Source organism: Pseudomonas sp. PvP027 (assembly GCF_017833005.1).
GTDB lineage: Bacteria > Pseudomonadota > Gammaproteobacteria > Pseudomonadales > Pseudomonadaceae > Aquipseudomonas > Aquipseudomonas congelans.
Genome location: NZ_JAFIBK010000001.1, coordinates 2,053,648 through 2,073,226, shown reverse-complemented (window position 1 = coordinate 2,073,226; position 19,579 = coordinate 2,053,648). Strand labels below are relative to the sequence as shown.

17 protein-coding genes are annotated in these 19,579 nt (G+C 58.8%); 10 read left to right on the top strand and 7 right to left on the bottom strand.

Going from position 1 to position 19,579, the window contains the following annotated elements:
* The 3 genes from JOE33_RS08570 to JOE33_RS08560 all read left to right on the top strand — a co-directional run bounded on the left by JOE33_RS08570 (position 1) and on the right by JOE33_RS08560 (position 3,642).
* Entirely contained in the window at positions 1-1,170 is a 1,170-nt protein-coding gene (locus JOE33_RS08570; protein ID WP_011266834.1) for an ABC transporter ATP-binding protein, read from the top strand.
* Positions 1,171-1,295: 125 nt separating this feature from the next.
* Complete coding sequence (locus JOE33_RS08565) at positions 1,296-2,657, top strand: carbohydrate porin (RefSeq protein WP_010431724.1); 1,362 nt, start codon at positions 1,296-1,298, stop codon at positions 2,655-2,657.
* Between the two features lie 109 nt (positions 2,658-2,766).
* On the top strand, positions 2,767-3,642 hold the full coding sequence (locus JOE33_RS08560) for a D-hexose-6-phosphate mutarotase (protein WP_010431726.1): 876 nt from the start codon (positions 2,767-2,769) through the stop codon (positions 3,640-3,642).
* Positions 3,643-3,965: 323 nt separating this feature from the next.
* On the opposite strand, the gene JOE33_RS08555 is transcribed toward JOE33_RS08560, so the two are convergent.
* Positions 3,966-4,832, bottom strand: a complete 867-nt coding sequence (locus JOE33_RS08555) for a MurR/RpiR family transcriptional regulator (RefSeq protein ID WP_002552324.1) — start codon at positions 4,830-4,832, stop codon at positions 3,966-3,968.
* Between the two features lie 218 nt (positions 4,833-5,050).
* Between JOE33_RS08555 and zwf the strand changes: the two genes are divergently transcribed.
* The 3 genes from zwf to JOE33_RS08540 are packed head-to-tail and all read left to right on the top strand — an operon-like array spanning position 5,051 to position 7,930.
* Positions 5,051-6,520 (top strand): glucose-6-phosphate dehydrogenase, encoded by a 1,470-nt coding sequence (zwf, locus tag JOE33_RS08550; RefSeq protein WP_010429119.1) that lies wholly within the window; start codon positions 5,051-5,053, stop codon positions 6,518-6,520.
* Positions 6,507-7,220 carry a 6-phosphogluconolactonase gene (pgl, locus tag JOE33_RS08545; RefSeq protein ID WP_010429118.1) on the top strand — a complete coding sequence of 238 codons (714 nt, stop codon included), beginning with the start codon at positions 6,507-6,509 and terminating at the stop codon, positions 7,218-7,220. Before zwf ends, pgl begins: the two co-directional genes overlap by 14 nt.
* Before the next feature lie 35 nt (positions 7,221-7,255).
* Complete coding sequence (locus JOE33_RS08540) at positions 7,256-7,930, top strand: bifunctional 4-hydroxy-2-oxoglutarate aldolase/2-dehydro-3-deoxy-phosphogluconate aldolase (protein ID WP_004402926.1); 675 nt, start codon at positions 7,256-7,258, stop codon at positions 7,928-7,930.
* A 124-nt stretch (positions 7,931-8,054) separates the two neighbouring features.
* Here JOE33_RS08540 and JOE33_RS08535 read toward each other — a convergent pair whose 3' ends face one another.
* Positions 8,055-8,294: a DUF3820 family protein gene (locus JOE33_RS08535; RefSeq protein WP_010429116.1), complete on the bottom strand. Its 240-nt coding sequence runs from the start codon at positions 8,292-8,294 to the stop codon at positions 8,055-8,057.
* Positions 8,295-8,512: 218 nt separating this feature from the next.
* On the opposite strand from JOE33_RS08535, the gene JOE33_RS08530 reads away from it, so the two are divergent.
* Entirely contained in the window at positions 8,513-8,983 is a 471-nt protein-coding gene (locus JOE33_RS08530) for a PA2169 family four-helix-bundle protein (RefSeq protein WP_003314059.1), read from the top strand.
* Between the two features lie 70 nt (positions 8,984-9,053).
* Here the strand turns inward: JOE33_RS08530 and JOE33_RS08525 are convergent, their stop codons facing one another.
* From JOE33_RS08525 to JOE33_RS08505, 5 genes are all read right to left on the bottom strand, one after another.
* Positions 9,054-10,583: a sensor domain-containing diguanylate cyclase gene (locus JOE33_RS08525; protein WP_010429112.1), complete on the bottom strand. Its 1,530-nt coding sequence runs from the start codon at positions 10,581-10,583 to the stop codon at positions 9,054-9,056.
* A 205-nt stretch (positions 10,584-10,788) separates the two neighbouring features.
* Positions 10,789-12,153 (bottom strand): heavy metal sensor histidine kinase, encoded by a 1,365-nt coding sequence (locus JOE33_RS08520; RefSeq protein ID WP_122693567.1) that lies wholly within the window; start codon positions 12,151-12,153, stop codon positions 10,789-10,791.
* Positions 12,143-12,820, bottom strand: a complete 678-nt coding sequence (locus tag JOE33_RS08515; RefSeq protein WP_003314062.1) for a heavy metal response regulator transcription factor — start codon at positions 12,818-12,820, stop codon at positions 12,143-12,145. Before JOE33_RS08515 ends, JOE33_RS08520 begins: the two co-directional genes overlap by 11 nt.
* A 10-nt stretch (positions 12,821-12,830) precedes the next feature.
* Positions 12,831-15,935, bottom strand: a complete 3,105-nt coding sequence (locus JOE33_RS08510; RefSeq protein ID WP_187625137.1) for a multidrug efflux RND transporter permease subunit — start codon at positions 15,933-15,935, stop codon at positions 12,831-12,833.
* Positions 15,932-17,098, bottom strand: a complete 1,167-nt coding sequence (locus JOE33_RS08505; RefSeq protein WP_187625136.1) for an efflux RND transporter periplasmic adaptor subunit — start codon at positions 17,096-17,098, stop codon at positions 15,932-15,934. Before JOE33_RS08505 ends, JOE33_RS08510 begins: the two co-directional genes overlap by 4 nt.
* Before the next feature lie 292 nt (positions 17,099-17,390).
* Here JOE33_RS08505 and JOE33_RS08500 point away from each other — a divergent pair, with 292 nt between their 5' ends.
* From JOE33_RS08500 to JOE33_RS08490, 3 genes are all read left to right on the top strand, one after another.
* Complete coding sequence (locus tag JOE33_RS08500) at positions 17,391-17,771, top strand: hypothetical protein (protein ID WP_010429100.1); 381 nt, start codon at positions 17,391-17,393, stop codon at positions 17,769-17,771.
* A 330-nt stretch (positions 17,772-18,101) separates the two neighbouring features.
* A complete protein-coding gene (locus tag JOE33_RS08495; protein ID WP_003365284.1) occupies positions 18,102-18,686 on the top strand; it encodes a fimbrial protein in 585 nt (194 codons plus the stop codon).
* Between the two features lie 63 nt (positions 18,687-18,749).
* On the top strand, positions 18,750-19,502 hold the full coding sequence (locus JOE33_RS08490; RefSeq protein ID WP_010429093.1) for a molecular chaperone: 753 nt from the start codon (positions 18,750-18,752) through the stop codon (positions 19,500-19,502).
* The last annotated feature ends 77 nt before the right edge of the window (positions 19,503-19,579 follow it).

Genomic DNA, 19,579 nt, shown 5'->3' with positions numbered 1-19,579 from the left:
ATGGCGACTCTCGAATTACGCAACGTCAACAAGACCTACGGCAGCAACCTGCCGGACACACTCAAGAACATCGACCTGTCGATCAAGGATGGCGAGTTTCTGATCCTGGTCGGTCCATCGGGCTGCGGTAAATCCACCCTGATGAACTGCATTGCCGGTCTGGAAAGCATCAGTGGCGGGGAGATTCTGATCGACGGTCAGGACGTCAGCGGCACCAGCCCCAAGGACCGCGACATCGCGATGGTCTTTCAGTCCTATGCCCTGTATCCGACCATGAGCGTGCGTGAAAACATCGCGTTCGGGTTGAAGATCCGCAAGATGCCGCAAGCCGACATCGACGCTGAAGTGGCTCGCGTTGCCAAGCTGTTGCAGATCGAGCACCTGCTCAATCGCAAGCCGGGTCAGATGTCCGGTGGCCAGCAACAGCGTGTCGCGATGGGTCGTGCCCTGGCACGTCGACCGAAGATCTACCTGTTCGATGAGCCGCTGTCCAACCTCGATGCCAAGCTGCGCGTCGAGATGCGTACCGAAATGAAGCTGATGCATCAGCGCCTCAAAACCACCACCGTCTATGTGACCCACGATCAGATCGAGGCCATGACGCTGGGTGACAAGGTGGCGGTGATGAAGGACGGTATCGTCCAGCAGTTTGGTACGCCCAAGCAGATCTACACCGATCCGGCCAACCTGTTCGTCGCCAGTTTCATCGGTTCACCGCCGATGAACTTCATCCCGCTGCGCCTGCAACGCAAGGATGGTCAGTTGATCGCTGCGCTCGACAGTGGTCAGGCCCGTTGCGAACTGCCGGTGGGCGTGTCCGATGCCGGCCTTGAAGATCGAGAAATCATTCTCGGTATTCGCCCCGAACAGATTATGCTGGCCGGCGCTGAATCGACCGGGCTGCCGACCATTCGTGCCGAGGTCCAGGTGACCGAGCCGACCGGTCCGGATACGCTGGTGTTCGTCACGCTCAACCAGAGCAAGGTCTGCTGTCGCCTTGCCCCGGATGTCGCACCGCAGGTGGGCGAGAGCCTTACCTTGCAGTTCGATCCTGCCAGGGTGCTGATTTTCGATGCTCAGAGCGGCGAGCGTCTTGGCGTGCTGGGAGCGCGGCAGGCGGCCGAACGGGAAAACAATGTGTCACCGGTCGAGCCGCAAGTGATAAATTGATTCAGCAACGAGCATCGCTTGCTGGCCGTTGGCTGCCAAAACGCACGGCCGACCAGCGAATACAAGGCAGTGAATGAAGCAACACGTCTACCAAAGCTAATAACAATAAAACGAGGATTGATGGGATGAAGAAGATCAACAAAGGTAAATCGCTTTCCCGGCTCCAGTTGGTATGCAAGCTGTCGGCGTTGGGTGCGATGGGTCTGGCAGGCAGCGTTCACGCCGCCGAGCCATTTGCCGCAGATTCGCCCTGGATGACGGGTGACTGGGGTGGAAAGCGCACCGAGTTGCTGGACAAGGGTTATGACTTCTCGCTGGAATACGTTTCCGAGATGGCCAGCAACCTCAAAGGCGGCTACAACGACGACACCACCGGTCGTTACAGCGACCAGTTCGCGCTGGGCATGAAAGTCGATTTGCAGAAAGTTCTCGGCTGGCACGACGCAGAGTTCAAGCTGGCAATCACCGAACGTAGCGGTCGCAACATCTCCAATGACCGTATCGGCGATCCTCGCGCCGGTACACTCAGCTCCTCCCAGGAAGTCTGGGGCCGTGGTCAGACCTGGCGCCTGACACAGATGTGGATCAAGCAGAAGTACTTCGACGGCGCGCTGGACGTCAAGGCCGGCCGTTTCGGTCCGGGCGAAGACTTCAACAGCTTCCCGTGCGACTTCCAGAACCTGTCCTTCTGCGGCTCGCAGGTCGGTAACTACGTAAGCACCTGGTACAACTGGCCAATCAGCCAGTGGGCGTTGCGCATCAAGTACAACATCACGCCTGAAGTGTATGCCCAGGTGGGTGTGTACGAGCAGAACCCGTCCAACCTGGAAACAGGCAACGGCTTCAAGCTTAGCGGCAGTGGCACCGAAGGCATGATTCTGCCGGTCGAACTGGTCTGGACTCCATCCTTCAATTCGTTGCCTGGCGAGTATCGTATCGGTTACTACAAGAGCACGCCAAACGCCAACGATGTCTATGAAGACGTGAACGGTCAGCCGCAGGCTTTGACTGGCGCAGCGTTCAAGTCGCACAGCAGCAAGCATGGCTGGTGGGTCGTGGCTCAGCAACAACTGACCACTCATGACGGCGACGCCTCGCGCGGCCTGAGCATCTTTGCCAACGCCACCGTGCATGACAAGGAAACCAACTTCGTCGATAACTACCAGCAGATCGGTCTGACCTACAAGGGCCCGTTCAACTCGCGTCCGAAAGATGACATCGGTATCGGTATCGCCCGTATCCACGTCAACGACGATGTGCAGGATCGCGTGCGTCTGGCCAACCAGATCAGTGGCATCAACGACTACGATAACCCTGGCTTCCTGCCTGTTCAGAGCACTGAGTACAACTCTGAAATCTACTACGGCTTCCACGTCACCGACTGGCTGACCGTGCGTCCCAACCTGCAGTACATCAAGCATCCTGGTGGCGTAGATCAGGTTGATGACGCGCTGGTTGCGGGCATCAAGATCCAGTCGAAGTTCTGAGTATTGACTGACGCGTAACGCGATCAAGGGTCGTGTGTGCTTTGCGGGCAGCCTGGCTGCCCGTTTTTTTATGGCTTGATCCTTTTATTTTTCAGGGACGCGATTGGCGATGACCACTCACGACGCGCAACTGCCTGAACATCCCTTGCAACGCTTCTTCCGATCCCGACGTGCCAGACCGACCTTCGAGTGGGAGCGCCATCAGCTGCGCGATGTGCTGGTCATCGACCACCCGCAGTGTCAGGCGGTATTCAGTCGCCAGGGCGCGCAATTGCTGCACTTCCAGCCACAGGGCCAGAAACCCTGGCTCTGGTGCGCCGCGCAGTGGCCACAGGTGGGCGCCATTCGTGGAGGCGTTCCGGTCTGCTGGCCGTGGTATGGCCGACATCCCGGCGAGAGCGGCTGGCCGGCGCACGGTTGGGGGCGCTTGCTGGACTGGAAGCTGATTGACAGCAGTGAGTGTGAGGAGGGTGTGAGCCTGCACTGGCGCTTGCAACTGTGGGACTGGCAGGTCGATCTGCATGCCGAACTGGGGCAGGGCATGGAGCTGCGTCTGAGCACACGTCACGAAGACAGCGAACCGTGTCACTTCAGCCATGCGCTGCACGCTTACTGGCGGATCGGCGATGTGGCTGAAGTCGCACTGGAGGGGCTCGACGGCGCACAGGGTTATGACGAACTCAGCCGCCAGGCCTGTCAGCAACAGGGCGAATTGCGCGTGGCAGGCGCCTGCCAGCGCGTATTCGAACACGCCGGCGCCGTACAGCTCCAGGACCCGATCTGGCAGCGCAGACTCAACATCGACACCGGCGACAGCGCCAACACCGTCGTCTGGCACCCCGGCAGCAGACCGCTCCTCGGCGTATGCGGCAGCGAAACCGCAGGCTTTGTCCGCGTCGAAGCCGCCTCAGGGTCCGGCGACACCTTCAGCCTGCGGCCCGGAGAACAGGTGCAGCTCAAACTGCAAGCCAGCCTGGCAGGGTGAGTTGCAGATGACGCAGAGCGTCACGAACTGCATGCCGACGCGGAGCGTCGGCACGATAGTCAAACCCCGATGGCACAGACGACGCGGAGTGCGACGTAAGTGACAGGGCGAAGGAACCCGACGAAGTCGGGCCGGAAACGGAGCGGGGACTTTGCTTACTTTGGTCCCTCAAAGTAAGGCGCCGTAAGGGCGCAAAGGTGACCGGAGCCAAACACCAATCCAACTAACATCGCAGAACCACTGTGTGACGCAGAGCGTCACGAAAGGCATTCCCACGCGGAGCGTTGGAACGATAGTCAACGCGTTCTTCCGATCACATCCAGTCAGCCCTGATCCTCGATCGGATAACGGCTGTCATTCAGACTTTCCTTGATCTTGCGCAAATGCGGCTGGAAGTCGACGCCGCGGCGTAGCGTCATGCCGGTGGCCAGCACATCGAGCACGGTCAACTGAATGATCCGCGACGTCATCGGCATATAGATATCCGTATCTTCCGGCAGAGGAATGTTCAGACTCACCGTACTGGCCTGGGCCAGCGGCGAACCGGCTGCCGTCAGCCCCAGCACCGACGCGCCGTTGGCCCGCGCGATACGCGCCACTTCCACCAACTCACGGGTACGCCCCGTATATGAAATGATCACAAACAACTCGCCGGTATGCGCCACCGACGCAATCATCCGCTGCATCAGCACATCGGCATGCGCCGTCACCGCCAGATTGAAGCGGAAGAATTTGTGCTGCGCATCCAGGGCCACCGGCGCGGAGGCACCCAGCCCGAAAAAGTGGATCTGCCGCGCCTGGATGAGCATGTCCACGGACTTGCTGATCAAGGCCGGGTCCAATTGCTGGCAGGCGCTGTCCAGTGACGCGATGGCACTGCCGAAAATCTTCTGGGTATAGGCCTCAGGATTATCATCCGCTTCCACCGCACGGCTGACATAGGCTGCGCCGCTGGCCAGGCTCTGGGCCAGTTGCAGCTTCAATTCCGGATAGCCGCTGACACTGAACGAACGGCAGAAGCGATTGACCGTCGGCTCGCTGACCTTGGCGGCCTGGGCAAGCGCTGCAATGCTCAGCCGCGTTGCCATCTGCGGGTTGAGCAGGATGACCTCGGCCACTTTACGTTCGGCCTTGTTCAGCTCGTCGAGTCGGCCCTGGATTTGCTCCAGGAGGTTTCTTACGCGGTCCATTCAAAGTCCTTGTCGGGGCTGATTTACCAACGGTTTTGCCTTGAGCTTTTATTAGCCCTTTAGCCTGTAGCAAAGGTGGCCTATCGTACTGAGGGCCTGTGTTGATCACCACTGGAATATGCTTTTAGGCAGAATGTTGTGGTTATTACTACATATGGCCTTGAGTAACGCCTTTAAAAAAGGTATTTGTAGCCTAACTTGATAAAAGAACCAACATTATGCCCTTGATTACGGTTGAACCGTGCACATTTGCCCTGTTTGGTGCCCTGGGGGACCTGGCGGTACGCAAGCTGTTCCCGGCTCTTTATCAGCTTGATCGCGCTGGACTGCTGCATGAAGACACAAAAATTCTGGCCCTGGCGCGTGAGCCGGGCGACGAAGAGTCGCATCTGGCGTACATCGAGAAATCCATGCGCCGCTTCATTCCCGAGATGGAACTGGAGCCGGACAATCTGGGCCGCTTTCTGGCGCGGCTCAGCTATCTGCATGTCGATTTCCTCAAGGCCGAGGATTACGTCGCGCTTGCCGAGCGCGTCGGCAATGCCGAAACCCTGATCGCCTATTTCGCCACACCGGCCTCGGTCTACGGTGCCATCTGCGAAAACCTCGCGTCGGTCAATCTCGCCGAACGTACGCGTGCCGTACTGGAAAAACCCATCGGCCACGACCTGGCCTCTTCACGCCGGGTCAATGACGCCGTCGCCCAGTTTTTCCCGGAAAACCGCGTTTATCGCATCGACCACTATCTGGGCAAGGACACGGTACAGAACCTCATCGCCCTGCGTTTCGCCAACAGCCTGTTCGAAACCCAGTGGAACCAGAACCATATTTCGCACGTAGAGATCACCGTGGCCGAGAAGGTCGGTATCGAGGGCCGTTGGGGCTACTTCGATCAGGCCGGCCAGCTGCGTGACATGATTCAGAACCACCTGCTGCAGTTGCTCTGCCTGATTGCCATGGACCCGCCAAGCGACCTGTCGGCCGACAGTATCCGTGACGAGAAGGTCAAGGTGCTCAAGGCACTGGCCCCGTTCACCCCCGAGCGTCTGGCGACCCAGGTGGTGCGCGGCCAGTACACCTCCGGCTACAGCGAAGGCAAGGCGGTGCCTGGCTATCTGGAGGAGGAAAACTCCAATACCCAGAGCGACACCGAAACCTTCGTCGCGTTGCGTGCCGATATCCGCAACTGGCGCTGGTCGGGTACGCCGTTCTATCTGCGCACCGGCAAACGCATGCCGCAAAAGCTGTCGCAGATCGTGATCCATTTCAAAGAGCCGCCGCACTACATCTTCGCGCCTGAACAACGTTTGCAGATCAGCAACCGCCTGATCATCCGTCTGCAGCCTGACGAAGGCATTTCCCTGCAGGTGATGACCAAAGATCAGGGCCTGGACAAGGGCATGCAGCTGCGCAGCGGTCCCTTGCAACTGAATTTTTCCGACACCTACCGCAGCGCTCGTGTCCCCGACGCTTATGAGCGGTTGTTGCTGGAAGTCATGCGTGGCAATCAGAACCTGTTTGTCCGCAAAGATGAGATCGAGTACGCCTGGCAATGGTGCGATCAGTTGATCGCTGGCTGGAAGAAGGCGGGCGATGCGCCCAAGCCTTACCCGGCAGGAACCTGGGGGCCGATGAGCTCCATTGCCCTGATTACTCGCGACGGGAGATCCTGGTATGGCGATATGTGACCTCAAGCTGCCTGCAGGGCTGGCAGCACATGATTTCGACACTGCGCAGCAACTGGCCGATGCACTGGCTGAAACTGTCGCCGAGCGCCTGAAACAGGCGATCAGTGAGAACGGTCTGGCGACTCTGGTAGTGTCCGGTGGGCGCAGTCCGGTCGCCTTCTTCCAGCGTCTGGCGGCACAGCCGCTGGAGTGGTCGAAGGTCGTCATCAGTCTCGCAGACGAGCGTTTCGTGCCGACCGAACATGCCGACAGCAATGCGGGCCTGCTGCAGCGTCACTTGCTGCAGGGGCCTGTGGCGAAGGCGAAGTTTCTTGGCCTGTACAACGTGGCGAGCAGTGTCGAGGAAGCCGCGCAGGCTGCCGATCAGGCGCTGGCCGAGTTGCCACCCATCGATGTACTGATTCTGGGCATGGGCGACGACGGGCATACCGCATCGCTGTTCCCCAACAGCCCGAATCTGAGCGAAGCCCTTGACCTGCAAGGCGAGCGTCGCTGCCTGCCCATGCTCGCACCGAGCGTGCCGCACCAGCGCCTGACCCTGACCCGCCGCCTGCTGGCGTCGGCGCGCTCATCGATTCTATCGGTGTCCGGTCAGGCCAAACTCGACACCCTGCGCACCGCGCTGGCAGGCGATGACCTCGCCGAGATGCCGGTGCGTGCCTTTCTCAACCCGTCTCTCGAGATTTACTGGTGCCCATAAGCCCCTATAAGCCCCACAAACAAGGAACCGTCGCCATGACACAGAACGAAAATAATCAGCCGCTGACCAGCATGGCGAACAAGATTGCCCAGATCGACGAACTCTGCGCCAAGGCGAAGATTCTGCCGGTGATTACCATCGCCCGTGACCAGGACGTACTGCCGCTGGCCGATGCACTGGCCGCTGGCGGCATGACTGCGCTGGAAGTGACTCTGCGCTCGGCGTTCGGCCTGAGCGCGATTCGTATCCTGCGTGAACAGCGCCCCGAGTTGTGCGTGGGCGCAGGGACCATCCTGGACCGCAAGATGCTGGCTGACGCTGAAGCGGCCGGTTCGCAGTTCATCGTTACCCCTGGCAGTACGCAAGACCTGCTGCAAGCTGCAGTCGACAGTCCGCTGCCGCTGTTGCCAGGCGTTAGCAGTGCCTCGGAAATCATGATCGGCTACGCCATGGGTTATCGCCGCTTCAAGCTGTTTCCGGCCGAGATCAGCGGTGGTGTGGCTGCGATCAAGGCTCTGGGCGGGCCGTTCAACGAGGTGCGTTTCTGCCCCACTGGCGGTGTCAACGAGCAGAACCTCAAGAGCTACATGGCCCTGCCCAACGTCATGTGCGTAGGCGGCACCTGGATGATCGATAACGCCTGGGTCAAGAATGGCGACTGGGGTCGTATCCAGGAAGCGACTGCGCAGGCAATGGCGCTGTTTGACTGATTTTCAGGATTTCGGAGTCAGCCCTTGCGGCTGATTCCGACAAGGAAGTTGTTGTTGGTTGTATGGCTTTTCGGTGCTCCCTGGTCCGGAGCACCGTTTTTTTCTCCCCTGACCGTCTCTCTGTTTATCCCTTGTCCTTGAATGTCTGACGTGGACGCGTGCGCAATGGGTCCAGTAGCGCGCCAAGGCCGTTGTGATCGATTTCCTGCATCAGCGCCAACAAACCTCCCAACTCTCCTTTGGGAAAGCCTTCCCGGGCAAACCAGTTCAGGTAATGCCCCGGTAAATCAGCGATCAGCCGACCCTTGTATTTGCCAAATGGCATTTCCTGCGTCACCAGCAACTTGAGTTTTTCCGGATTCATCAGCGATAGGCCTATGTTTCTCTTTCGGTCAGTACGATACGTGCATTCTGCATGCAGGCCAAACGGCAGATCATGCAGAAGTCACGAACGGTCAATTGTGAAAATTTCGTAAGTTATTGATTTTAAATTGATATTTTCATATTAAAAACTGGCACGGTGTCTGCAATTACCTATACATCGAACACTTTCGTATCAACCTGCCATTAGGAAATTATCAAATGACTGATATCAACAAAGAAACGATCTCTATCCTGAATGACCTGATCGAAACCAGCAAAGACGGCGAAGAAGGTTTCCGCACCAGCGCAGAACATGCAAAAAGCGCTCAGGTAAAATCGTTCCTTGCAAACCGTTCTACTGAAGTTGCCGCTGCCGTTCGCGAACTGCAAGCTGAAGTCACCGCACTGGGTGGCAAGCCTGAAGATTCCTCAAGCGTATCTGGCGCACTGCACCGCGCATGGGTCAACCTGAAGTCGATGGTTACTTCCGACGACGACAAGGCTGTACTGGAAGAAGTCGAGAAAGGTGAAGACGTCGCCAAGAAGGCTTATCGCGAAGCGCTGGAAAAAGCTCGTGCCAAGAACGTTTCCCCTAACGTGATTGCTTTGATTGAAAAGCAGCAAGCTGGCGTTCTGGCCAACCACGACAAAGTAAAAGCACTGCGTGATGCAGCCCGCGCCGCATCGTAATTCGATGCCTCAGCGGTAACCGAAAAAACGCCAGCCAGTCTGGCGTTTTTTTATGCCCGAAGGCAGCTCGTCAAGCCTGGTCCGTTACCTTTCGGGCAACCGAACTGCGGTACTCGACCCGGTTACGCCCATTGTCCTTGGCCTGATACAGCGCCTTGTCGGCCACCCCGAAAAATGCCTCCAGTTTGTCGCCTTGGCGAACGACCTCCGAAGCGACCCCGATGCTGACAGTGATGGCATGCTCGGCATTCATGAACAGTGGAAGTGACTCGGCGGCCTTGCGGATTTTTTCCGCGATCAGCATGGCACCCGGCAAGTCTGTTTCCGGCAGCACAACCACGAACTCTTCGCCGCCATAGCGTGCAATCCGGTCGCCCGGACGGCGAATGCAGTAGGAGATGGTCTGCGCGATCAGACGCAGCGCCTCGTCTCCACCCTGATGGCCATGACGCTCATTGAATGCCTTGAAATGGTCTACGTCGATCATCAGCAATGACAGCTGCTTGCCAGAGCGTTGCGCTCGCGCCCATTCGGTTTCCATGGCTTCGTCGAGCTGGCGGCGGTTGTCGAGCCCGGTCAGGCCATCTGTAGCGGCCAGGCTGGCCAGCGCATCTTCTGCACGATGGCGTCTTCGCAGCTCGCGACACAGCAGCCAGGTCAGCCACAGAATGCCCAGACACAACACGCTGGTGGCCGAGCCGACCAGCCAGGCATTGCGCCGCCAGACGGCATACACCTCATCCTCGGACTGCCCGATGACGACGATCAGCGGCAGGTTGCCGACTCGGGAGAAGGTGTACAGCCGACGAGCGTTCAACTGCGTGGACATCGCGGCAAAGCTGCCATCGCCTTCCTGAAGGATGCGCTGAAAGTTGGGGCTGCGGCTGTAATCCTTGCCGATCAGTTCCTGGCCTTCCATTTCCGGGTAGCGAACGATCAGAATGCCCGAGGTATTGATCAGGTTGATGCTGCTGTCACTGCCCAGATTCTGGCTCATGAATAGATGCTTGAAATACACCAGACGCATCGCCGCGCTCACGATTCCCATGAACTCGCCGTGGGGCCCTGATATGCGACGGCTGAAACTGATGCACCAGTCCTTGTAGCCCCAGCGAGTCTTGTACGGCGCGCTGACATGTAACGTCAAAGAGCGGTCTAACGCATGGTCCTTGAAATAGGCGCGATCAGAGAAGTTGTCATGTCGAGGGATGACAGATAAAGAATCAGCCAATATGTCGCCGCGGTTATCGAGCAATACCAGGTCGCCCTTGTAAGAGGCGGCAGTAGAGCGATCAAACAGAACAAGTTGGCGCAGTTCAGGTGACAACTGCTGAAGGTCCGGACGCTGCCACGCGCTGATCATGCCTTGCAGGGAAGAGTCGTAAAGTTCTGCGTTACGCATGACGTCCGCATCGATCAAACGCACGATATTGGACGCTGCACGTGCTGCTGTCTGTGCTGCGTCGTCGCGCTCCCGGGCCAGCAAAGACGCCACGATCGCCAGAATGGCGAGCATTGAAACCGAGCTGCCAAAGATCAATATCAGCTCCGGACGGGTCCATCTGAGCCGGGCTTGCCGAGAAAACGCAAACACCACCATCGGTTGTTCTACCTGCAGACGAATGATTCTTGATAACCGGTTAATAAAATTATCATTTATGTGGGGAACTTATGACGCGTGTATAACACGCTCCTTATAGCCCCATATGAAGGGAATGTGAATAAAGCAAGTGTATTTAAAACGCTGCGAACAGGCGCACACTGAGGACCGTGAAAACGCTCAGTGTAGTCAGTATTTTCAGGTGTCAGCGAGGCAACTGGATGCCGAAGGTATTGGCGCCCTTGTCGCTGTTCACGAACACGGTGCCGCCGTGCATCAAGGCAATCGCCTTGACGATGGCCAGCCCCAGGCCGTGATTGGCGCCGCTGTTGCTGCGTGAGGCATCGACCCGATAAAAGCGCTCGAACAGTCTGGGTAAATGTTCTTGAGCGATTTGCAGGCCCGGATTGGTCACGCTGACAGTGACATGGGCATCGCCGGACTCGATGTTGACTTCAATGACCTCGCCAGCGTCGGTATGCTGAACGGCGTTATGCAACAGATTGATCAGCGCGCGGCGCAGGTGGGGTTTTTCAATCGGCGCGCTGGCATCGCCGTTGACACGGACTTGCACGCGCGCGTCTTCCAGAATGAAGTCCAGGTAATCCAGAGTAGTCGCGACCTCTTCGGCCAGCGAGGTACAGGTCTGTGCCTTGACCTTGGTGCCCTGATCGGCGCTGGCCAGAAACAGCATGTCGTTGATGATCGAACGCAAGCGCTCCAGCTCTTCGAGGTTCGACTGCAACACCTCGAAATAATGCTCGGCAGAGCGGCCGCGGGTCAGCGCTACCTGGGTCTGACCGATCAGGTTGGTCAGTGGCGAGCGAAGCTCGTGCGCCACATCCGCATTGAACGACTCCAGCCTTGAATAAGCCTGCTCGACACGCTCCAGCGTGGAGTTGAACGAGGCGACGAATTGTTCGAGCTCCGGTGGTAGCGGCGACAGCTGCAGGCGTCCGGACAGCCTTGGCGGGGCGAGTTTCTGGACTTCCTGCGACAGGCTGGTCAGCGGGCGCAGGCCAATCCGCGCGGCCCAGTAGCCCAGCGCCGAAGCAAGCAGAATGCCCAGCGAGGCCAGGCTGATCAAGGCGACCAGCAGCGAGTGCTGCGTGTGCCAGAACGTCTCGGTGTCGATGGCGGTCAGAAAGCGCAGTGCCGGACGCTGTTCCTTGGCCGGAAACTCGCTGACCAGCACTTTGAACGAAAACGGGTGATCCGCCAGTTTCAGGTCGTGCATGCCCAGCGGCCCCTGCGCAAAACGACGAATGTCCGCACCGGGATTGCCGAACTCGTAGAGCGGATTGTCACTCACCACCCAGAAGCGCAGACGCTTGTCCTCTTCGCTGAGCAAGGTGAGCTTGGCCTTGATCTTGCCCCAGTGCTCCGGGTTGCCGAAACGATTGACCGCCGATTCCAGCACGCTGTAACGCGCATCCACCTCGGCGCGGGGCAGCAGGTCGAGGCTCTTGTCGACCTGCAGGTACAAGGCCCAGCCAATCAGCAGGAAGACCACCAGTGCCACCAGCGCGAACAGTCCGCTCAGGCGCAGGGCAATCGAATCAACCCGCACTGCGGTTCTCCAGCACATAGCCCATGCCGCGAATGGTGTGCAGCAGCTTGTGTTCGTGAGGCCCATCAAGCTTGGCCCGCAAGCGCTTGATCGCGACTTCGACCACATTGGTATCGCTGTCGAAGTTGATGTCCCAGACCATTTCGGCAATTGATGTCTTGGAGAGAATGTCGCCCTGACGCCGGGCCAGCACGCTGAGTAGCGAAAACTCCTTGGCGGTCAGGTCCAGACGCAGGCCGGCGCGGGTCGCCTTGCGGCTGATCAGGTCAATCCACAGGTCGGCAATGGTGATCTGCACCGGCTCGTGGCCACCGCTGCGCCGGGTCAACGCCTGCAGGCGGGCGACCAGTTCCAGAAAGGAAAACGGCTTGCCCAGGTAATCATCCGCGCCTTCGCGCAGGCCGCGAATGCGGTCGTCGACCTGCTCTCGCGCGGTCAGCATGATGACGGGTGTCTGTTTGCGTGCGCGCAACGCACGCAACACACCGAAACCGTCCAGGCCCGGGAGCATCACGTCGAGAATGACGATCGCATGGTCATTCTCCAGTGCCAGGTGCAGGCCTTCGATCCCGTCGCGCGCCACGTCCACGGCATAGCCCTGTTCGGTCAGACCCCGACGCAGGTAGTCGGCGGTTTTCTCTTCGTCTTCGATAATCAGCACGCGCATCGGGCGACTCTCACTTGTGCAGGGCCGGCGCCGGTGCGCCGGGCGCCGGGTGGCGTCGATGAAACAGCCGCTCCAGTTGCAGATAAATGACCGGCGTCGTGAACAGGGTGAGCATCTGGCTCACCAGCAGGCCGCCGACCACGGCAATCCCCAGCGGCTGACGCAACTCGGCACCGACCCCGAAACCTAGCATCAGCGGCAGCGCACCGAGCAGGGCGGCGAGGGTGGTCATGATAATCGGCCGGAAGCGGGTGATGCAGGCTTCATAAATGGCCTCGTGCGGCGTGAGACCCTGATCGCGCTGGGCCTGCAAGGCAAAGTCCACCAGCAGAATACCGTTCTTTTTGACGATACCGATCAGCAACACCACGCCGATCAGGGCCATGATCGAGAAGTCCTGGCCCATCATCCACAGCAGCAACAGTGCGCCGATACCTGCCGAGGGCAGGGTAGAGATAATGGTCAGCGGATGCACGAAGCTTTCATAGAGCACGCCCAGAATGATGTACACCGCCACCAGCGCCGCAAGAATCAGCCAGGGCTGGTTGGCCAGCGAACTCTGGAACGCCTGTGCCGCGCCCTGGAAGCTGCCGATGATCGAGGCGGGCATGCCGATTTCGTTCTTGGCCTGATCGAGCATGCGCACGGCATCGCCCAGAGCGACTCCGGGTGCCAGGTTGAACGACAGGTTCGCCGCCGGGAACATCCCGTCATGGCTGATCGATAACGGTCCCATGCGCGGCGCGCTGACTTTGGCCAGCGCCGACAGCGGCACCATTTCGCTGGTCAGCGGTGAACGCAGGTAGAAGTACGCCAGGCTTTCGGCCTTGCCGCGCTGCTGGGCGTCCAGTTCAAGGATCACCTTGTACTGGTTGACTTCCGTCTGATACTCGCTGATCTGCCGCTGGCCGAACGCGTCGTACAGTGCCTGGTCGACGTCTGCCGTGGTCAGGCCGAAGCGCGCGGCAGCACTGCGGTCGATGTCGATGTGCGTGACGCTGCCACCCAGTTGCAAGTCGTTGGACATGTCACGAAACGCCGGGTTGCTGCGCAGTTTTTCAGTCAGCCGTTGCGTCCAGGTGTTGAGCAATTCGCCGTCGTTGCTCTTGAGCACGTACTGGTACTGACTGCGGCTCGGGCCGGAACTGAGGTTGATGTCCTGCCCGGCGCGCAGATACAGGACGATGCCCGGGACCTTGGCCAGCTTGGGGCGCAGGCGGTCGATGAACTCACTGACCGACACATCGCGTTCGGAGCGTGGCTTGAGGGAAATCCAGAAGCGGCCGTTGGCGATGGTCTGGTTGCTGCCTGAAACACCTACCGAATGCGAGAACGCCAGCACTGCAGGGTCCGCGCCGACGATCTTTGCCAGTTCCAGGTGTTTTTCCACCATGTCCGGGTAGGAGATATCGGCAGCCGCCTCGGTGGTCCCGAGTGCAAAAGCGGTGTCCTGGACCGGAAAGAAGCCTTTGGGTATGAGAACGTAACCGACCACTGCCAGCGCCAGGGTCAGGCCGAACACGCCAAGCATCAGTCGCTGATGCGCCAGTGCCTTGCGCAAGCCACGCTCGTAGGAGGCGAGCAGGCGCTCACCGAACCCCGGTTTCTGATGCGGATGATGGGTGGGCGCGCGCATGAACAGGGCGGCCAGGGTAGGCGCGAGGGTCAGGGAGACGACCACCGAAATAAGAATGGTCGCCGTTGCGGTCAGCGCGAATTCCTTGAACAGTCGCCCGACCACGCCGCCCATGAACAACAACGGAATGAACGCCGCCACCAGCGAGAAGCTGATCGATACCACGGTAAAGCCGATTTCTCCGGAGCCCTTTATCGCGGCCTCGCGCATGCCCTGGCCCGCTTCAAGGTGACGGTGGATGTTCTCGACCACCACGATGGCGTCGTCCACCACGAAACCGACCGCGACCACGATGGCCACCAGTGTCAGGTTGTTCAGGCTGAAGCCGAACAGGTACATCATCGCAAAGCTGGCAATCAGCGAGACCCCGAGTACCGCACTGACGATCAGGGTGGCTGACAGCTGGCGCAGGAACAGCGCCATGACTGCCACCACCAGCAGCACCGCGATCATCAGGGTCAGTTCCACTTCATGCAGCGAGGCACGGATGGTTCGCGTTCGGTCGTTGAGTACCGAGACATCGACGCTGGCCGGGAGCATTTCCTGCAGGCGTGGCAGTTCACGCTGGATACGGTCCACGGTGTCGACAATGTTGGCGCCCGGCTGCCGGAAGATAGCGATGTTGACGCCTTGCTGATCGCCGGACCACGCTTTGACGTAGGCGTTTTCCGAGCCTGCGACAACCCGGGCCACGTCCTTGAGCTGGACGGGCGCGCCGTTCTTGTAGGAAACGATCAGTTGCGCGTAGTCCTGCGGTTTGAACAACTGGTCGTTGGAAGACAGGGTCGAAATACTGTCCTTGCCATACAGGGCACCCTTGGCCAGGTTCAGGCTGGTCTGCTGCACCGCCTGGCGAATGTCCGCCAGGGTCAGCCCCAGCGCAGCGAGTTTCTCGGGAGCGGCCTGGACACGAATCGCCGGACGCTGCTGACCGGTGATGAATACCTGGCCCACGCCTTCGATCTGGCTGAGCTGGCGCGCCAGAATGGTCTCAGTGACATCGCTCAGCTCTGTGCCGGGGATCAAGCTGGAACTCACACTGAGGATCAGCACCGGGCTGTCGGCCGGGTTGACCTTGCGCCAGGTCGGCAGACTGGGCAGATCGGCCGGCAGGCGTCCAGCTGCGGTATTGATGGCGGCCTGGACTTCCTGGGCCGCAGTGTCGATGCTTTTGTTGAGCGTGAACTGCAGCGTCAGGTTGGTGGAGCCCAGTGCGCTGCTGGAGGTCATCTGGGTCATGCCCGGTATCGCGCTGAACTGCACTTCCAGTGGCGTGGCAACCGAGGACGCCATGGTTTCAGGGCTGGCGCCGGGGAGCTGCGCGGTAACCTGGATGGTCGGAAATTCCGCTTCCGGCAACGGCGCGATCGGAAGCCGCGGAAAGGCGATGACCCCCAGCAGTACCAGGGCGAAGGTCAACAACAAGGTGGCCACCGGGTGATCGATGCACCACGCCGACACCGAGCCCCGGCCGTTCATCGGGCGGGCTCCACTTGCGCGCTCGCCACATCCGCAGCAGGCGCGCTGATCACTTCGACCGTTGCCCCCGGGCGTAGCCGCGACTGGCCGTCGCTGACCAGTACATCGCCAGCACGCGGCCCGCTGATCAGCGTCTGTTCGCTGTCCTGATAGAGCACTTTGACCGGCACGACTTCCACCTTGTTATCAGCAGTGAGCCGATAGACGAAGTGCAGGTCGACGCCGCGCTGCACCACTTGTGGCGGTACTTTCAGCGAGTTGAGTTCGATACCGGTCTGGATCTTTACCGTCACCAGTTGCCCCGGCCAGAGTTGCTCGCCGGGGTTTTTGAATTGAGCCTTGGCGCGGATCGTACCGGTGCTCGCCGACACCTGATTGTCGATCAATGAAAGCGTGCCTTCACCCAGCAGCAGGCCGTTGGCCGCGCCGTCGCCCTGATACGCCTTGACGGTCGCGGCGTTGCGCTCGGCAATCAGCCCCTGCAGGGTCGGCAACATCTGCTGTGGCAGGGAAAACTCCACGGCAATCGGGTCGATCTGAGTCACTGAAAACAGCCCGGCAGCATCGCTGACACGCAGGAAGTTGCCTTCATCGACATTGCGAATACCGACCCGTCCCGTTACCGGCGAGCGAATCTGGGTGTAGGACAGCTGCACCTGCGAGGCGTTGATGCTCGCTTCGTTGCCTTTCGCCGTGGCTTCGAGCTGCCTGACCAGCGCCTGTTGCTGATCGAATGTCTGTCGCGAGATGCCATTTTCCTGGGTGAGCTGGCGATAGCGCTTGAGGTCCAGTTGCGCGACATCCAGCTGCGCCTTGCTCTGCGCCAACTGGGCACGCGCCTGCTCCAGCGCTGCCCGGATAGAGCGGTCATCCAGCGTTGCCAGCAAGTCGCCGGCCTTGACCTGCTGACCTTCCTTGACCAGCACGCGCGTCAGCACCCCATCCACCTGGGGACGGATCACGACGCTTTGCAGCGACAGCACCGATCCGATCCCTGTGACGAAACGCGGCACGTCCTCAAGACTGACCGTGATCACTTTGACGGGCACAGCGGCAGCGGTATTTTTTGGGAGTGTTGCCGGGCGTGTCAGTTTCCAGCCGGCAATCGCCGCACAGGCGATCACCAGGACGACGGCGGTGACGGTCAGGGTCTTTCTGCGCATATGAAGAAAACGCCAAATGTCGGTACGGGAGTGATGTTCTTTACAGCTTCCTTATAGCCTGCAAATCCGGTCAACAGAATGACTTTCAGCTGTCAGGTTTGTCAGAAAGCCGCGAGCGGGTGTGGCGTGCAGTCAAGAAAAGTCGGAATTGGACGATATCTATGTTGAAGAGATAATTGTCCAGATGTTTATAAAGTCCTAGGAGTTTTCCTACATTTTCCTAAGTAAGTTTCTGGCAGATCATTCTCTCATCAACTTAAATTACTGTATGAGTCTATGAAGGGAGTGTGCCATGAGCAGTCAGAAAACAAACGGAAAAGTGATGTTGAAGTTACGCTCCCTTGATAAACGCTTGTGGGTCGTAATCCTGTCGACTTTGTGGCTGGCTGCTCCCGCTTTGTCATGGGCAAAGGACGGTGCAATAACGTTGCATGGCAGTATCGTCAACAGCGGTTGCAGGGTGTCCAGTGCCCATGCGAGTGCGTCAGATGTTCACACGAGAACGCTGGAAGTTGCACCAGGGGTCAATATACAAGTGAGCACCGAACACAATGTCTGTGGTGAGCAGGCAATGCCCTTCGTCACGCAGTATCAAGTGTTGCCTGCCGCCGTGGTGATCGACGGAGAAGCCCTGCAGGCGCGCGCTGCGGTGGTCACGTTGAGCTATCAGTAAATCCCTGTCTGTATGGTTTTCTCGTCCGGACTGTCACGTTAAAAAGTGGCAGTCCAGTGCTCGAAAAATGTGAACGATAAATAACCTCGGCCACAGTGAAGACATCGGTAGTCTGTGCTTGAGTTAAAGCGCGCTTCTGTGTGGAAAAGGGTTTTTATCAGTGTGCCGGGCACGACTTATAATTATTCCTACAGACCTGTCCTGCGTGTCGTGTTGTGTTGTCTGCGGGGTGAAAGTTACCGGGCTGACAGCACTGAAATAGACCTGGCTCTATAGTGCTCAGCGTCCGATAGCGGGCACACACGAAATAACACAAGGAAGGTCGTTAGCATGAAAAAGCGTTCTCTTACATTGGCAGTTCTGGGCGTAATGGGCGTTGGCATGGCAGGTACCGCCAGTGCGGCGAACAACGGCACAATGGTCTTCAACGGAACACTGACTAATATCTCCTGCGATGTGGGGCCGGGCACGGGTGTCAGTGCGGGGACCAACCCCGGCGAAATCAATATCGACCTGGGCAATGTGTCCTTCTCTGATATCGGTGTATCGAGCGAAAGCCGGTTCGAAACGGCAGCCCCCATCCAGCTGCTGGTCAACTGCAGTGCGGGTGCAGACCAATACAACATGGTGAAAATGCGCCTTATTGCCCGTAACGGCAGTGGCCTGGACAACAACGACGCGAAACTCCTGCGCACCACCGGTGCGGCCGATGGCGTCGGTATCGGCCTGCTCAATGCGTCCAGTGTGCTGATGGATCTGAGTGGTGACGAAACCGTCGACACCACGCTCATCAAGGATGGCGCCAATGGTGCCACCGCTGAAATCAATTTTGGCGCGGTGTATGTGCTTAACGGCACGCCCACCAATCCTGGTAATGCCGACGGCTTCCTGCCGTTCGTGATGGATTACGAGTAATCGTATCGGGCAGGGCGGGCAGCGCTCGCTCTGTCCTCTACCGAATTCAAGGCGAACGCCAGCATGTTTTTCGATTTTTTCCGCTACACGATGCTTGTTGCGTTGTTGTCCTGCGCATCCGCCGTTCAGGCGGGCATCGTATTGAATACGACGCGAGTCATTTACCAGGGCAATGATAAAGAGGTCAGTCTGGGTGTTCACAACAGTGGCGGGGGAGAGATTCTCCTGCAGTCCTGGCTTGAATCTCCTGTGGCAGCGGGCAGCAATAACCCAACGCTGCAGAACCTGCCGTTCATTGTCACACCCGCACTGACGCGTATGGCCGGGGGTGGCAGGCAACTATTGCGGATCATTCATTCCGGTACCGACATGCCCACCGATCGTGAATCGGTGTTATGGCTCAATGTTCAGGAAATACCCCAGACCGCAGCAGAGAACACGCTGCAGATCGCGGTACGTCAGCGCATAAAAGTCTTCTTCCGGCCTGATGGTTTGCAGGGTGATCCACAGCAGGCACCGGAAAAACTGAACTGGAAATGGGGCGATGACACCGGTGTACAAGTCGAAAATCCCGGCCCCTATCATGTCTCGATGCTCAGGATTTCCATACGCCAACATGACACCGAACTTGCCCGTCTGGACAGCCAGATGCTGGCGCCGCATCAGCGTCTGCGTATTCCGTTACAGCACCCGCCGGCAAGTGCACCGCTGGTTCTGAGTTTCGTCAGTCTCAATGACTACGGCGGACAAGTGCCTTATCAGGCAACCCTTATCAATAAACAACCGGTTAACGCCGGCAAGGCGTCGCCCCGATAAGCTGGCTTAGCCACTGTCAGCGTTCATTATTCAAACCGTCGGGCCGCAGTGACAAGACAGCCCGGCAGACCTGCGTC

What these genes read in the sequence shown, in the direction of transcription:
- JOE33_RS08570 (WP_011266834.1), top strand. Translation starts at nt 1, where the DNA reads ATGGCGACTCTCGAATTACGCAACGTCAACAAGACCTACGGCAGCAAC.
- JOE33_RS08565 (WP_010431724.1), top strand. Translation starts at nt 1,296, where the DNA reads ATGAAGAAGATCAACAAAGGTAAATCGCTTTCCCGGCTCCAGTTGGTA.
- JOE33_RS08560 (WP_010431726.1), top strand. Translation starts at nt 2,767, where the DNA reads ATGACCACTCACGACGCGCAACTGCCTGAACATCCCTTGCAACGCTTC.
- JOE33_RS08555 (WP_002552324.1), bottom strand. Translation starts at nt 4,832, where the DNA reads ATGGACCGCGTAAGAAACCTCCTGGAGCAAATCCAGGGCCGACTCGAC.
- zwf (WP_010429119.1), top strand. Translation starts at nt 5,051, where the DNA reads ATGCCCTTGATTACGGTTGAACCGTGCACATTTGCCCTGTTTGGTGCC.
- pgl (WP_010429118.1), top strand. Translation starts at nt 6,507, where the DNA reads ATGGCGATATGTGACCTCAAGCTGCCTGCAGGGCTGGCAGCACATGAT.
- JOE33_RS08540 (WP_004402926.1), top strand. Translation starts at nt 7,256, where the DNA reads ATGACACAGAACGAAAATAATCAGCCGCTGACCAGCATGGCGAACAAG.
- JOE33_RS08535 (WP_010429116.1), bottom strand. Translation starts at nt 8,294, where the DNA reads ATGAATCCGGAAAAACTCAAGTTGCTGGTGACGCAGGAAATGCCATTT.
- JOE33_RS08530 (WP_003314059.1), top strand. Translation starts at nt 8,513, where the DNA reads ATGACTGATATCAACAAAGAAACGATCTCTATCCTGAATGACCTGATC.
- JOE33_RS08525 (WP_010429112.1), bottom strand. Translation starts at nt 10,583, where the DNA reads ATGGTGGTGTTTGCGTTTTCTCGGCAAGCCCGGCTCAGATGGACCCGT.
- JOE33_RS08515 (WP_003314062.1), bottom strand. Translation starts at nt 12,820, where the DNA reads ATGCGCGTGCTGATTATCGAAGACGAAGAGAAAACCGCCGACTACCTG.
- JOE33_RS08510 (WP_187625137.1), bottom strand. Translation starts at nt 15,935, where the DNA reads ATGAACGGCCGGGGCTCGGTGTCGGCGTGGTGCATCGATCACCCGGTG.
- JOE33_RS08505 (WP_187625136.1), bottom strand. Translation starts at nt 17,098, where the DNA reads ATGCGCAGAAAGACCCTGACCGTCACCGCCGTCGTCCTGGTGATCGCC.
- JOE33_RS08500 (WP_010429100.1), top strand. Translation starts at nt 17,391, where the DNA reads ATGAGCAGTCAGAAAACAAACGGAAAAGTGATGTTGAAGTTACGCTCC.
- JOE33_RS08495 (WP_003365284.1), top strand. Translation starts at nt 18,102, where the DNA reads ATGAAAAAGCGTTCTCTTACATTGGCAGTTCTGGGCGTAATGGGCGTT.
- JOE33_RS08490 (WP_010429093.1), top strand. Translation starts at nt 18,750, where the DNA reads ATGTTTTTCGATTTTTTCCGCTACACGATGCTTGTTGCGTTGTTGTCC.